General features: G+C 50.6%; 12 protein-coding genes and 1 pseudogene. 9 read left to right on the top strand and 4 right to left on the bottom strand.

What is annotated here, in order from left to right:
- Positions 1 to 256: 256 nt before the first annotated feature.
- Both K3G39_RS19140 and K3G39_RS19135 read left to right on the top strand, forming a co-directional pair.
- A complete protein-coding gene (locus K3G39_RS19140) occupies positions 257 to 1,276 on the top strand; it encodes a sugar kinase (RefSeq protein WP_220627787.1) in 1,020 nt (339 codons plus the stop codon).
- 22 nt (positions 1,277 to 1,298) lie between these two features.
- Entirely contained in the window at positions 1,299 to 1,970 is a 672-nt protein-coding gene (locus K3G39_RS19135; RefSeq protein ID WP_220627786.1) for a bifunctional 4-hydroxy-2-oxoglutarate aldolase/2-dehydro-3-deoxy-phosphogluconate aldolase, read from the top strand.
- A gap of 34 nt (positions 1,971 to 2,004) precedes the next feature.
- Here K3G39_RS19135 and K3G39_RS19130 read toward each other — a convergent pair whose 3' ends face one another.
- The gene (locus K3G39_RS19130) at positions 2,005 to 2,550 is read right to left on the bottom strand and encodes a TetR/AcrR family transcriptional regulator (RefSeq protein ID WP_255594521.1); all 546 of its coding nucleotides are present in this window, start codon (positions 2,548 to 2,550) and stop codon (positions 2,005 to 2,007) included.
- A gap of 564 nt (positions 2,551 to 3,114) precedes the next feature.
- Positions 3,115 to 4,671, bottom strand: coding sequence for an IS21 family transposase (gene istA / locus K3G39_RS19125; protein ID WP_220627784.1), 1,557 nt, complete (start codon positions 4,669 to 4,671; stop codon positions 3,115 to 3,117).
- 558 nt (positions 4,672 to 5,229) lie between these two features.
- Between istA and K3G39_RS21235 the strand changes: the two are divergent.
- From K3G39_RS21235 to K3G39_RS19100, 6 genes and pseudogenes are all read left to right on the top strand, one after another.
- Positions 5,230 to 5,478, top strand: a pseudogene (locus K3G39_RS21235) (CHC2 zinc finger domain-containing protein); the annotation flags it as partial.
- Positions 5,479 to 5,529: 51 nt separating this feature from the next.
- On the top strand, positions 5,530 to 6,186 hold the full coding sequence (locus tag K3G39_RS19120) for a toprim domain-containing protein (RefSeq protein WP_255594520.1): 657 nt from the start codon (positions 5,530 to 5,532) through the stop codon (positions 6,184 to 6,186).
- A 100-nt stretch (positions 6,187 to 6,286) separates the two neighbouring features.
- Positions 6,287 to 6,679 (top strand): plasmid mobilization relaxosome protein MobC, encoded by a 393-nt coding sequence (gene mobC / locus K3G39_RS19115; protein ID WP_220627782.1) that lies wholly within the window; start codon positions 6,287 to 6,289, stop codon positions 6,677 to 6,679.
- Positions 6,680 to 6,907: 228 nt separating this feature from the next.
- A complete protein-coding gene (locus tag K3G39_RS19110) occupies positions 6,908 to 7,051 on the top strand; it encodes a relaxase/mobilization nuclease domain-containing protein (RefSeq protein ID WP_220627781.1) in 144 nt (47 codons plus the stop codon).
- A 356-nt stretch (positions 7,052 to 7,407) separates the two neighbouring features.
- The gene (locus tag K3G39_RS19105) at positions 7,408 to 7,878 is read left to right on the top strand and encodes a RadC family protein (protein WP_220627780.1); all 471 of its coding nucleotides are present in this window, start codon (positions 7,408 to 7,410) and stop codon (positions 7,876 to 7,878) included.
- A gap of 84 nt (positions 7,879 to 7,962) precedes the next feature.
- Positions 7,963 to 8,907 (top strand): ArdC family protein, encoded by a 945-nt coding sequence (locus K3G39_RS19100; protein WP_220627779.1) that lies wholly within the window; start codon positions 7,963 to 7,965, stop codon positions 8,905 to 8,907.
- 390 nt (positions 8,908 to 9,297) lie between these two features.
- Here K3G39_RS19100 and K3G39_RS19095 read toward each other — a convergent pair whose 3' ends face one another.
- Together K3G39_RS19095 and K3G39_RS19090 are read right to left on the bottom strand one after the other, a co-directional pair.
- Positions 9,298 to 9,639 carry a type II toxin-antitoxin system HicB family antitoxin gene (locus tag K3G39_RS19095; RefSeq protein ID WP_220627778.1) on the bottom strand — a complete coding sequence of 114 codons (342 nt, stop codon included), beginning with the start codon at positions 9,637 to 9,639 and terminating at the stop codon, positions 9,298 to 9,300.
- A gap of 48 nt (positions 9,640 to 9,687) precedes the next feature.
- Positions 9,688 to 9,888, bottom strand: coding sequence for a type II toxin-antitoxin system HicA family toxin (locus tag K3G39_RS19090; protein ID WP_255594523.1), 201 nt, complete (start codon positions 9,886 to 9,888; stop codon positions 9,688 to 9,690).
- A gap of 1,413 nt (positions 9,889 to 11,301) precedes the next feature.
- Here K3G39_RS19090 and K3G39_RS19085 point away from each other — a divergent pair.
- The gene (locus K3G39_RS19085) at positions 11,302 to 14,424 is read left to right on the top strand and encodes a T9SS type A sorting domain-containing protein (RefSeq protein ID WP_220627776.1); all 3,123 of its coding nucleotides are present in this window, start codon (positions 11,302 to 11,304) and stop codon (positions 14,422 to 14,424) included.
- Positions 14,425 to 14,563: the final 139 nt, after the last annotated feature.

The raw sequence follows: 14,563 nt of genomic DNA, 5'->3' as shown, positions 1-14,563 counted from the left end.
TTTGTCTGGAAGATGGTGCCGGAAACCAAAAACAGGTCGCTCGAGGAAATGGAGGCGCTGTGGACCGGACCGGCAGCCCTGGCGCAACACAAAACACCACCCTTGGCGGTTAAAACCAAGGTATAGCCTCATCTGCCTCTGCCAGAACTGGCAAATCATTTAGATGGAGTCAGACAGCGGAAGTCTGTTGGTCAGGTGGGACCGCCTCATGCTGCAACGGCAGACTCCTGTTTATTTCAAGCCAGCTGGTTAGCTTATGAAAGAAAGAAAAATACTCTCCTTTGGGGAAATGCTCTGCAGACTTGCCTCAACGGGCACCGAATCGTCACGTTATGGCGGCACGCTCAGCCAGTACCCTGGCGGTGCGGAGGCCAACGTACTGGCTTTACTCGGGCAATGGGGACTTTCCTGCACCTTCTTCACCGCCCTGCCTCAAAATGAGCTGGCGGACAAAGCTTTGCAGGCACTTCAATCTTGTGGTGTAAACACAGATGCTGTGCTGCGGCAGGGCGACCGCATGGGGCTTTACTTTCTGCTGGCGGCCAACGGTCTCAGTACTGGCCAGGTAGTATACGACAGAAAGCATTCTGCCTTTAGTCAGCTCATGCCAGACACCATCGACTGGGAGTATCTGCTCAAAGATTACAGCTGGCTCCACTGGAGCGCCATCTCCCCTGCCCTGAACAAACAGCTGGCCGCCGTGTGCCGCGAAGCGATGGGAACAGCTAAAAAGATGGGCCTTACCATCTCAGTGGACCTGAACTACCGCAACCGCCTCTGGGACTACGGCAAAACGCCACTGGAGGTAATGCCAGAGTTGGTGCAGTACTGTGACGTGGTGATGGGCAATATCTGGGCGGCCAACAAAATGCTGGGTACTCCTCTGAAAGAACCAGAGCTGAATCGCCATACCAGTCAGGAAAGATACATCGCCGTAACCAATGAAACGGCACAGGCCCTGCAACAGCTTTACCCTAACTGTCAGCATACCGCTTTCACGTTCCGGTTCATGGACAATCCAAAGCACAACCTGCTGTTCGGTACTTACCACCACCAGAACCACTGCTATACCTCTGCCACGTATGAAACGCAGGCACTGGTAGACAGAATCGGAAGCGGAGACGCTTTTATGGCCGGTTTGCTGTATGGTCTGCACCATCAGCTGGATGGTCAGTCTGTGGTGGACTTTGCCACGTCGGCAGCATATCAGAAACTATTTGTACCCGGTGATTTCGGCGATTTCACTGTCAGCCAGGTGCAGCAAGGTATACGTTAGAATAAAACACAACCTCCCTGACATGAACCAGGCAAAACAAAACGCATTAGATAAGATCTTCGGGACATCGGTTATACCTGTCTACTACCACGATGACGCAAAAGAATGCCTGGCAGTGCTGGAAGCCTGCTACGCGGGTGGTATGCAGGTGTTTGAATTTACGGACAGAGGTAATGCGGCCCTTGCTAACTTCAAAGTACTGAAAACAGCTGCCCGCGACCAATACCCTGATTTGAAACTGGGGATCGGTACCATTAAAAATGCAAAACGTGCCGCCGAATTCATAACCGCTGGAGCCGACTTCATCGTGAGCCCCATCATGGACCAGGGTATAGCGGAAACTGTGCACCAGCACGGACTGCTGTGGATACCCGGCTGCATGACGCCAACCGAAATTGCGCAGGCTGAGCAGGCAGGTGCTACCCTGGTGAAGCTTTTCCCGGGAAATGTGTTGGGCGCGTCTTTCGTGGGGGCGGTGAAGAGCCTGTTTCCGGGTATCTCGTTTATGCCCACAGGAGGCGTCGCACCGACAAAAGAAAGTATTCAGGAGTGGTTTACGGCCGGCGTGAAGGCCGTGGGGCTTGGGTCCAGGCTCTTTGAGCAGGATGCACAAGCAGGAGATGGAAAAGAATGGCTGACGGAACGCTGCCGGCAGGTACTGCAGTGGGCAGGGCAGCACCAAAAACAAGTCTAGGCTTTATACCTTATGACGCAACGCAACTACTGCATCAGGCTCCGGTAGGCTTATTGTACTTGGATTTGATCAGGTCCACTATTTTCCGGAAGTGCTCCTTGTCGCCATTTGTCACGAATAGTCGCCAAAGTCCTTCGATTTTGAGCATCAACACCTCTGCCTCCAGTTCAGGCTCCGGATAACCTAGTTTTTTAAAAGCCTCTACCAGTTTCTGCATTACCGAATGCGTATAGCGCTTGTGGTGCTTCTGCGCGATTTCATCATCTACCAGGCGAAACTGCATACGCCAGAAATTCCTCTCTTCTTCCACTAATCGCTGGGGCATGTCGAGTACATTCATTATGAGCTGAACTGGATCACCTTCTGTTGCAAAGCCTTTGCTTTTATCAATGATGCGCCTGTAACCTGCCTTCACTACCTCTTCAAGCAAGTTGACTTTGTTCAGGTAATGCTTGAAAATAAGCCCTTCCGATACGCCAGCCTCTTTGGCAAGCAGGCTCGTGGGAGTAGACTCATATCCTCTCTCTGCGAATAAGTCCAAGGCGGTATCTAAAATATGTTCTTTCTTTGATTTCAACATTCTAACCGAAGGCTAATGGGCTATAACTAAATGCAAACATAACCACACTCACAATGCAATGTGAGCTTGCATGGATTGATTATATGCAAAAATAAAGGCTTACCAGCAAACTGAAAGCATGACACCTATGATTAGAATAAATTTAAAAATTATTTAACAACAAAGCTACTCAGGCTCTGTGTATAAAAGCTTGTACTGCCTGCAAGGCTCATTTCTCATTACAGCGAAAAGCACGATATCCTAGACTCCTTTATCCGAATTCAAAATTGGTATCTTCCTGGCATCTATGACTCCCATACCTATGTGCGGCTGTCACCTCTACCCGTAGTTTCTGCAGGGTAGCAGGGGAGACATATGTCTCGGCCTGGGCCATCATGGCCACCAGCAGGTGGGCTTCGGGCTGCTGGTGGACGGGAAGCTGGATAGTGGCCTGCTAACATTTTGCCATGCCCTGCAGCTTGAGCTGCTGTAATTCCTCAAGGGTACTGTGTGTGTTCATCTTATTTTGTTTGACAGTGAATAATGCTACTGGGGTGAATAATGTCACTGATAAGTCTGCGGGTGTTACTGATAAGTCTGCGGGCCACGAACATTCTCATGGGCAGGCACGGCGAAGAGCGGCGGCTGCTGGGCCTGCAGCTTGTCGAGGTTGTGTTCGAGGATGTTTTTAAGGGTAAGGTAGGTATAGGTGTTTCCCTGCAGGGCCCGGCGGCAGGCAGCCTCCAGCCGCTCTACCCCATAGCTTCTGCCCAGGCGCAGGATGCCCAGGCAGGCCTTGTAGGTCTGCTCGGCAAAGCGCCTGCCCTGCAACACCTTTTCCACGTACTCCCCGGTAGCCGTGCCTATTTTTCTGGCCTGCTCCAGAAAGTACTCCGCATCCCAGCCCTGCTGCTCGAGGTAGCTCCGGTGCCCCTGGGGCATGTGTTCCTTCAGGGTAGTATAGCCGTGCTTTCTGTAGCTGCGCTGGTGGAGAGCGATACGCTGGTGCTGGTAATACACCTCCACCAGGTCCGTGTCGTAGACCAGCTGCACCTTTTTGCCGATGTAGGCGAAGGGAACGCTGTAGTGGTGCCAGTCCTGGCCAAGGGTGATGTGGTAGTTCTTCTGCACCTTGGCCTCCAGGCTGTGCTTGAGCTGGTAAGGCTGCGGTGGAAGGGCCTGCAGGTGTGGCTGCTCTGAGGCGGTAAAGCAGCTATGGCGGCTGCCTTCCCGCTTCTGGAAAGGCAGCCAGTGATGCTGGGACAGCTGTGCCCGGATGGCTGTGTTGAGCTCCCGGAGGCTGAAAAAGGTCTTCTCCCGCAATGGGGCGTAGATGCGCTGGTAGGCAAGCTTTACCTCATTTTCGACTGCAGCCTTGTCTTTTGGCTTGCGCACGCGGGCAGCCAGCAGTTCCACCCGGTTGTGCAGCGCCCACTGTTGCATCATCTCGGTGAAGACAGGCTCATAGCGGCAGCTCTTGTGCACCAACTGCTTCATGTTGTCGCTCTTGAGCTGGAGGGGAACCCCTCCCAGGTAGTCCAGGCACGCGTTGAGAGCCTTGACCACCTGTGGCAGGGAGGCGTTAGCCAGCGCTTCCACGTAGCTGTAGCCGCTGTAGGGCAGCACACAGACCAGCACCGGGCAGCAGATGAGCTCCCCGCTTTCCCGCTCCACATAGGAGAGCTTGTCGCCGGCAAAGTCCACCATGAGCATCTGGCCGGGCTGGTGCTCAAAATGCATGGTGGCCACATGGAGCTTTTTGTTTTTGGCCAGCAGTTGGCAGAACTGGGTGTACTGGTAACCCTGCGGGTAAACCTGCTTGTACTCCTGCCAGAGGAGCTGACGCGTGAAGCCGGTGCGCTTGAGCTCGGAGAGAAAATAGGGTATACGGGAAGTGAAGTCAGCCCCGCGGGCATCTTCGACAAGCGGTTTTGGAGCAGGATAGACCAGGGCTGAAAGGGCAGCGTCATCCAACTGCTGCAGTGCCTCCAGGGGGCCGCTGCTCTCAAGCCGGCTCACATAAAGGCTGACGGTATTGCGGGAGAGGCCCAGCTGCCGGGCTATCTGCCGCTGGGAGACGCCCCGTTGCAGGGAAAGAAGAATGTGACGGACAAGGTGCATGCGTATAGGGTTGTTGGACATCTGCTTTGCGTTTGATTACAAAGCAATATCTGGTTTCTATTACACTTGCATGCCCTCTAAAGGTGGCTCACTTTGCGGCGGAATCATTCCGGAGACAGGCCTGGTAAAGTGGCTCAGTTTGCGCCGGAATTACTGGCTCACTTTGCTGCGTATGAGTGGCTCAGTTTGGAATGAAATATCCAGCCTATCATTTCAATCTGAATCAAGCTGTATCCGGCTTATGCAGAAGCTTTTAACACATCTGACGCCCCAAGGCAGATACAACTAATCCTTATCCCTCCTTGAGCAAGAGAACAGCATTATCAACAGAAGTCAAAAGAGCGATGGCTTTCCTTTAGATCCCACACTTAAAGCCACTCATAAGGCAAGATCCAACGTCACGCTCTGCAAAATTTTTCCCAACTGTGTACCGCCTTGTGAAAAAAATCAATGCTGCTCCTCGACCTTTAAAATGAGTCAACAATATGAAATACTCAAGATTTTCTCAGGCTGCCCAGCTCTCCACAGCACGGCAGCTACACTACGAAAGTACTTCAGGCCTTTAAAAGACAAGAAAGGATGAACATTCAACAGATCAACAACGAAATCGCTATCACCGATTTCCTATCGAACCAAGGTATACAGCCCGCCTATAAAAGGGGCTGTGACTGGTGGTACATCTCCCCGGTACGGATGGCCGAGCGCACCCCTTCCTTCAAGGTCAACACGCGTCTGAACCGCTGGTACGACCACGGCAGCGGGGAGGGCGGCAAGGTCTTCGATTTGGCCCTGCGCCTGCACCGCACTGCCACCATCCAAGAGGTCATCCAGCTCCTCTCCGGGCAGACTATTGCTTCAGCGGCAACAGCTACCCTAGGCATGCAACCACTTGGGAAACAAGCGAAGGGACAAGCTCCGGCTGTCACTCCAGCACCTTTCCCCGGCATCAAAATACTGGAGGCAAAGCCCCTAGAGGACAATACCCAACTGACAAACTACCTGCAGCAGCGCGGCATTAGCCTCCAAACGGCGACCCCCTTTTGCCAAGCGGTCAGCTTTGCTATCGGTACCAGACATTATGAAGCGATTGGGTTTGCCAATCGCTCTGGCGGCTATGAACTGCGCAACAACTGGTTCAAAGGATCCTCCTCCCCCAAGGACATCACCTATATCCCTCGCGGCGCGGGCACCGTCTGCCTCCTAGAGGGCTTCATGGATCTCCTCTCCCTCCTCGAGGTTCGGCCTCGCCTCACAACCGGCTCTAGCTTCCTGGTTCTCAACTCCCTCACACAATTAAGCAAGAGCCTGGAGGTGCTCGGCCGGCACCGGCGGGTGCTCCTCTTCCTGGACCATGACCAGGCGGGCAGAATGGCAAGTGAGCGCCTGCTCCAGTCAGTGCCGAACTGCCGGGACCTCTCCTCCACCTACCAGAACTACAAGGATGTGAACGAGCTGTTGGTGGCAAAGCCCCGGCAGGCGCAAAGGTTGCTACAAGGACTTGGCGCCCGGAAAGGAGCTAAGAAGCAGGGACTTTAAGCGCAGCAAGTTGTGTTTTTGTCATACAAAAACTCCTGGCGGCCCTCTGCTCCCGGTGGTCGCAGCAGGGGAATCTTCTTACTAAGTAAACAACGAGCGCATGGAAAAAGAGACGGCACAGCGGCAGCAAACCCACGAGAGAAAGAAAGGTGGCCGCCCAATTAAGCGGGTGAAGCGGAGCCACACCCTGGTGGTGCGGGTGACAACGGAGTGGCTCCTGATTACAGGCAAGGCGCGGGAGCCGGGACTGAGCGTGTCGGCCTGGTTTCGGGCGGCGGCCAAGAAGGCAATAGTCGTGGCGCGCCTCCGCCCCGAGGAGGCGGCCTCGCTGCGCATGCTCTCGGGGCTGGCCAACAACCTCAACCAGCTGACCCGGCTGGCCCATCGCGAGGGGCTGCTGACCCTGCAGGGCAGGTGCCGCCAGCTTCTTTATGACATCCACCACATACTTCAGCATATAGGCAGAGATGATCGGAAAGGTGATGATCGGTAAGAGCTTCTCGGGCTGCGTGCGCTATGTGGTCCAGAAAGCCGGAGCGGGTATCTTGGATTCGGACGGCGTCCGCACAAACACTGTCGCCTCGATGGCGGCCGACTTTAACCTGCAGCGCAAGCTCAACCCCTGGCTGGAGAAGGCCGTGGGGCACATCGCCCTGAACTGGAGCGCACGCGACAAAGCCAAGCTCTCTGACCGGGTGATGGTCGAGCGGGCTGGGAGTACATGGAGCAGATGCAGATCATCAGCACGCAGTATCTGATCGTGCTGCACCGGGACCGGGCACATCTGCACCCGCACCTGCACATCGTCACCATTAACTTAGAGATAGACCTGCATGGACCGATAATACCACTGGTCTCGCGCTGATGTGTACTACCCTCATTCAGGAATAATCGCCTGCAATCCCATGCCAAAACAGGTAGCGCTATTTCCCGATTTCACGCCCGGTGAAGCGAAGACATAAAGTGGCAGAACAAGTAGCAAAACCTTGATTGAAATATCTTTCCTCCCCAGCCACTCCCATGCAAAAGTGCGGGGGCAATTCATACAGGCGCAAAGGTAGCCTTGTGGTCCAGACACGGGAGCAAGGTCGTCCAGACAAAGTGGGTATCCGCCCCGAGGCGGGCCCTCCGCATTTTCTCAGGCTCCACCTTGCCCTTAGTCCGGCGCCGAAGGCAGCGGGAGCACCTTAATCAATTTCCTTACACTAAATGACCGAGATTATGGAAAAGAAAGTCAACACATCCGCCTCCAGCCGCTTGGCCGAGATCAAGCTCACCTACCGCAACCGCGTTAAGCCCTGTAAAAGACCGCAGGTCACCTGCTCTGCCGATTCTTACAACGTGCTCAAAGCCGGCTGGGACCTAGGCAGGATAGAGTTCGTCGAGCAGTTCAAGGTCCTGCTCCTCAACCGAGCCAACCGGGTACTGGGCATTTACGAAGTCTCCACTGGGGGCATCGCCGGCACCGTCGCCGACCCCAAGCTCATCTTCGCAGCCGCCCTCAAGGCCTGCGCCTCGGGTATCATCCTCTCCCACAACCACCCCTCAGGGAACCTCAAGCCCAGCGCGGCGGACCTGCAGCTGACCAAAAAGCTCAAGCAGGGCGGAGAACTCCTCGACATCGCTGTGCTCGACCACATCATCCTCACCGGTGAAGGCTACTACTCCCTCGCTGACGAAGGGCTCCTGTAGAGCCCTTTTTTCTTTACTGGCGCCACCGTGCAGGCGGCACACGCTCCGGAAAGCCAATTTTAAACCATCTTAAACTTTAATTTTATGAACACCTATCCGAAATTGAATCAACTGGCCAAGCAGGTGACAAACGAAGTGATCGCGCAGCTGGCGCAGGGAAAAGTACTCTGGCAAAAGCCCTGGACCTCGTACGGCCTCCCCAGGAACTACAGCTCTGGCCGGCACTACGAAGGCTTCAATGCCTTCTACCTGAACCACGTCACCGAAAAAAAGAACTTCACCGCGCCCTACTTCCTCACCTTCAAACAGGCCCGAGAATTGGGCGGCCACGTGAAAAAAGGTGAGAAGGGCACCCAGGTCATCTACTGGAAAATCTACGAGGGGAAAGCAGATAAGCACAAACCGGAGCAGACAGAGGACGAACATGACAGGCACGGAAGAAAAATTGTACCTTTTATATGGACGGTGTTCAACATCGAACAGGTAGAAGGCGTTGACTTTATACTTCCGGCAGCCGTTGAGCGAACAGAGCAACAGATCATCGGAGCCTGCCAGCAGGTGGTGGACAGCTACCCCCTGCCGCGCCCGCAGATCCTCCACGGAGGGTCGCAGGCCTACTATGCCCCCACTCTTGACAGGGTGCAAATGCCGGAGCTGAAAAGCTTCGTCTCCTCCCAGGCCTACCACGCCACGCTCTTCCATGAGTTAATCCACTCCACCGGCCACCCCACCCGGCTCAACCGCTTCTCTGAGGAGGAGAAGGCAAGTCGCTTCGGGGAGGAGCGCTACAGCAAAGAGGAGCTGATCGCCGAGATGGGTGCCAGCTTCCTCAGTGCTTTCACCGGCATCAAAGAAGCGGTCTTTCAAAACTCAGTGGCTTACCTGCAGGGCTGGGCCAGTAAGTTCAAAGATGACAAGACGATGATCCTTTACGCCAGCACAAGGGCTTTCAAGGCAGCCAGCTATATGCTTAGCCTGAAGACGGAGGCGAACGAGGATGCGCTGCATGCCCTGAAGTCGGCCGCTTAAAAAAAGCGAAGGGCCACCTGGCCTTGCCGGGCGGACCTTCCTTTACTATTGTTGGCGTATTATTTCTAAATCAGGTAGTCGGTTTTATTCGACAGTGCCCAGTAATACGTGCAAATGGGTTCGGCTGCTTTTCTAGCATCAACTTCTTTGTGGGTATAAGTTTATAAACTAATTCAGTATCAGATCCCAGTTCTGCTGGAGTTAGGGCTATTTCTTGGTGATCTCCCTTAGGGCCAGGAATATGCCTTTGCCCTTGGTGTACTTGCAGATCTTGCCGTTGAGGTTCTCCTCCAGAGCCCAGGCGATGCGGCGGCAGTAGTAGATGTTATTTAGGAGGCTGCCTTTTTTGGACAGCTTCCTAAATATTAAATTAATTAAAATGACACCGCCTTAGTGAGCCTGTCGCACATATTGACTTACCGCCTCGACAACAAGCTGATTCAGGTTTATTCCCTTCTCAGTTGACAGCCTGGCCGCTTTCTTGTGAAGCTCTGGTTGCATCCGCACATTAAACGTGCCTTTGAAGGCTTTCTCTGACTCCTTGCCTATCTCTCTGCACATGTCCAGGTAATCATCTACAGACTCACGGAAGGCAGTTTCCAGCTTTTCTACTGAGGTGCCTTCAAAAGTCACTAAATCATTGATAAACTCAATTTTGCCAAAAAACACCTTGTCCTCGGCCCTATACCCGACACTGCCGAGATAGTCCTTGTACTTGATAGTGCTGCTCATTTTATTACCGTTCTTCGTTGTTTATGCTTTGTTTCTCTTTGCAGTTATCTATTTATCAAGCTCCAGTTTGTCAAGCTCCAGCTCAGCAATAACTAACGTGAGCTGGTAACGCTTTAGGATTGTTCCCGGGTGCGGTCTGTGAAGCTTGATCACATGGCCCGTATCCGGGTGCCAAAAGTCCCGGCGACTGCCTCCTGTTCTTCCGCCCGTACGCTCCTTGTACCCCAAGCCGTTGAGTACGCTTACCAGCTCTGCCCACCTAAATTCAGCAGTGCAACTACACAGCCTGGCGACTAGTCTGACCTACTTTGACATAAAGCTATCTACCATCCATTGTATATGCGCCTAAATCTTAGTTGTATATGCAGCATTTTTTTAAAATCTTTCCTATCCTATATTTTTTATGGAATGCCCCTTTCAAATGTTGGCTCCTGTGTGCTTTACAGACACTATGGTTGAACGGGCACCTTTACTCCCTTGACTTAAGAAACTTCTGTGCCTCATCTGGATCAGCACATCTATTACCTTTTATAAATGGCCATTTATAAAAGGTAAGTATCCCCAAGATCGTAACAGCTTAATAATCAGACATAAATGTTTTGATTTTAAACTGAGGGGATGAAAAAGACAAGAGTTGCCGGGAACCAGACTGCCAAGGCTCTGCTCCTTTGCACAGAGAAAAGCACGGGGCAGGCCTGGGCGGCAGCTTCCTGTGGCAGTGGGTGCCTGCCCCGACTGCCACAGGAAGCTGCGCCAGCACACCTTGCAGACGTTGCCCCTGACGACTATCGAGGGGGCGGCCTTCCGTCCCATTGTGAAGCGATAAGCGTTCATTGCTCCCACCAGCTCAAAGCTGCAGGCCTTGCTTTGCATTTGCTACCCGCACGACATCTTACCTAAACTACGCTACGGGATTAGTGGGTTGGTCTTAATTGCACCTGCTTTTAAAATGGAGCTGCTTGAGGTAATTGATGAGTGCCTGGACGTGCGGCTTTCAGTTAAACGACTCCTGTTCAATCGCTAAAGGAATTAGTATTTCATTGCTATATCAGGCTTATGCTGGCCTCCTTAGGACGGCCTACTTATAGCAGCTAAGTGTTTGCCCCAGCCAAGTGCTTTGCGCTCTGTCGAAAAATGCTTCCGTAATGACAAGCTTTTTTGCTGCATTCGACAGACTTGGTTATTTATTTAATCAGCGCACATTAACCAGCTAACACCCAAGGCTAAAAGACAGTCATTTAAACAATAAACCTCGTAATATTAGTGCAATTTATTAACCTTTATTTATCACTTCACAGACTCATTATTACATGAACCATAATTATAATTTTATTAATTATAATTATGAAACCGCTCAAACTTTTTTTCCCATAATTGGAATAACACTTCCCATATATAGAGCATTGGCTATTTTATATATAAAAGGATCTACTTCGTTTAAAAATTTTACTTGTTTCATATCAATAAAATCCTTTCAATTTCAATCACATACATTCGCAATATTTGATCATTTCAATATTTAGTATTACTCACAAATCAATTGGCTTCATTCTCTCACTTTCAGGTTAAAATAATTTTCAACTAAAGTTAAAACAACATTCTTTAATTGGATTTAACCAAGAAAAACTAAATATCATAATTTTCATCCTTAATTAACCCCTTATGAAGTCAACTTTACCAGAAAACAATGCAATTCTTAATTACCTAGTACCAACCAAGAGAGTATATAAAAAGAGTTTTGCAGGCATATTTTCCTCAACCACCTCGCAAGGATTCTTAGCATCGAAGCAAGGGCCCAGGGAACTATTTAAAATAGCGCTCCTGTGCTTCGGTTTGATAATGCTTTCAATTAATACGGCTGAAGCGCAGACTGATACAATAGTTTGTGAGGGTGAAACTGTATCATTAACCATGACATTTCCTTCAGAAGTTCGTAGGATCCAATGGCAGGTCAGCATAAACAATGGTATAGATTATAGCGACATAAGTGGAGCAACCGCTACAAGCTACACTTTCATAGCAACCTCGAACGATAACAACAAACGTTTTAGAGCATCTTATGAGACAAGGGAGTGCGCTTTTTGGATTTTCTGCAATGACTGGTACATTCCTCAGAATCTTAGCTATACCACTATAACAGCCAACTCAGCACCTTCTGCCCCATCCGCAGAAAACGTTGCTCGTTGTGGTAATGGCACAGTTACCCTAACGGCAAGTGGCACAACCAACGGAAATTACCGATGGTACACTGCTCAAACAGGTGGCACAGCAATTAATGGGGAAAGAAATGCCACCTACACTACTCCCAGACTAACCAACTCTACCACTTACTATGTAGCAGTAACCAATGGTACATGCGAGAGTTCAAGAATTCCCGTAACTGCATTTGTTCATTCTGGCACAAATACTCCTGTTGTAAATAGCGTAACGATTTGCTCGGGAAGCACTCCTACAATTTCAGTAAGTTCTCCTGTTAATGGCACAGTCTATAGCTGGTATACCGCTTCTTCAGGTGGAACGCCTTTCCACACCGGTCCGACTTACACAACACCTAGCCTAACAGCTAGCGCTACCTATTATGTAGCTGCTAGTAATGCTTGTGGTACAAGCGCCAGAAGAACTGTTACTGTAACAGTAAATCCTGTTCCAAATGCACCCACCACAACAGGAAACTCCCGTTGCGGCAACGGCACTGTTGTTTTGACGGCAAGCGGCTCCACGAATGGAAATTACCGTTGGTACACAGTAGCCACGGGCGGAACAGCCATTAGCAGAGCCACTAATGCCTCCTACACTACTTCGAGCTTAAGCAACACTACTACCTACTATGTTGCTATTACTAACGGAACATGCGAAAGCCCAAGAACTCCTGTTACTGCGACTGTAAATGCCATACCTGCAGCACCCACTGTTACAGGGGCCTCCAGAGCAAATACTGGCAGTCTTACATTAACTGCTTCAGGCGCTCCATCCGACGGCAGCTATCGTTGGTATACCCAGGCTTCTGGTGGAACTGCCATTGCCGGAGCTACTTCAGCTATTTTTGTAACCCCGGAATTAAGTACAACGACAGATTATTGGGTTGCAATAGTATCTTCAGGAAATTGTGAAAGCTCAAGAACCCGTGTTAGGGCTTCCATTACAACCGTTCCGCGTAATAGTAATCTGACTACCCACGTTATTCTTTACCACGAGAACTTCACCAGCTATACCGGTGGATTAACTGCAACTGGATGGAACCTTACACCTGTAAGTGATAACACTACTAAGGCCGCACAATCATCTGGGGGAACATTTATCAGATCCAATGTTGCCGCAGCAAAATCCCTTACAATGGATCCTATATCCACAGTTGGTTATGAGCAGATTGGAATCATGTTTGCTCACAGACGTTCAAGTACTACTGGAAATGCATTAACACTTCAGTACAGCCTTGATGGCACTAATTGGATGTCTATTACAAACGTTAGCAGTCCTTCAACAGCTTGGAGTTGGGCAAGTAATAATTATATCGTATTACCTGAAAATGCTTCGAACGCACCTAACCTGCGCATCAGATGGCAGAATAATTCTTCCACTGCCTCGAGATACTACGCATTGGACGACATTACGATCATTGGCACCCCGGTAATAGGATTAGATAGGTTTAGTTGGAGCAGCAGACCCAACGGTGAGAATCCTTTTGTAGTTTCAGTCTCTAATCCTCAAGCTTATACGGTAGAAGGTCTTTATATGAAGTGGAGCAGAGAAACAAACGTAACAACAACTGTTAGCGGCACAGCATCTGGTGTGTCACATACGCAATTCCAAAATACTCCAACCTTAGCATTGATGCAAACGGGCGCCAACGCTAGCAGCAACAGAACCATTGTTACATTAGAATTGAGTAGACCAATTGAAGATCTAACTTTTACTCTTTTCGATATTGACAGAGAAAGCGGCCAGTTCCGTGATGATGTTGAGATTATCGGGTATAATGGTAACACAACAGTTTCTCTTACTAAGAAGCAAGTAATCACTAGCTATATTCAAGTATTCTCAGGCAATAAAATCTTAGCATCTGATGCCTATAATGATGTCGCTACAACTTCTAAAGACGCAGATGTTACCGTTACATTTGGTAGTGCGGTAGACCGTGTTGTGTTGACATACCGGAATGCGTCAAGTACTGGCAATCAAGGCATCGGCATCTACGACCTTATGTGGAGATCTTACGATGCAGCAATTGAACCTCTGCCAGTAGAACTCCTTTCCTTTAAAGCAACGGCCCAAAACAACCACGTTACGCTCAACTGGAGCACGGCCTCTGAGCTGAACAACGACCGCTTCGAGGTGGAGCGCAGCCAGGACGGCCGCACATTCACTAAAATAGGGACGGTACAGGGCAAGGGCACCAGCAGCCTGACCCACCACTATACCTTCAAAGACACAAACCCGGGCACCGGCACCAACTATTACCGGCTGCGCCAGGTGGACTTCGACGGCACCTTTGAGTTCAGCAAGACAGTAGCCACCACCCTCAGAGCAATTGCCGCTTCAGTTAAAACCTATCCGAACCCGTTCCAAGATTACCTTCGGGTGGAGCTGGCCACGGAGGAAACTGGTTCTGCTCAGGTGACGGTGATCGACATGCAGGGACGGGTAGTTATGGAGAAGCCGATCATGATTGAGGGAAGGTATACTGAGTTTGAGTTATCAACACAGCACTTATCTACAGGAGTATATTTCCTGAAGATCAAGAGCGCTAATATCGACTCCACCACCAAATTGATAAAGCGAAACTAGTTTTTAGGTTTATTTAGTCCGGGACCGGGGCGGCAGGCAGACAAGAGCCATGTCGACCCGGTCTTTATTGGTGCCTTTTCTCTTGCATTTCAATACGACACAGAACGTATCGTTATGGAGGTCAGGACTTGAGAGCGGC

This window comes from Pontibacter sp. HSC-14F20, from assembly GCF_019599265.1.
In the GTDB taxonomy this organism is placed as follows: Bacteria; Bacteroidota; Bacteroidia; order Cytophagales; family Hymenobacteraceae; genus Pontibacter.
The sequence above is the reverse complement of the archived record's forward strand: the minus strand, read 5'-3'. Positions and strand labels throughout refer to the sequence as shown.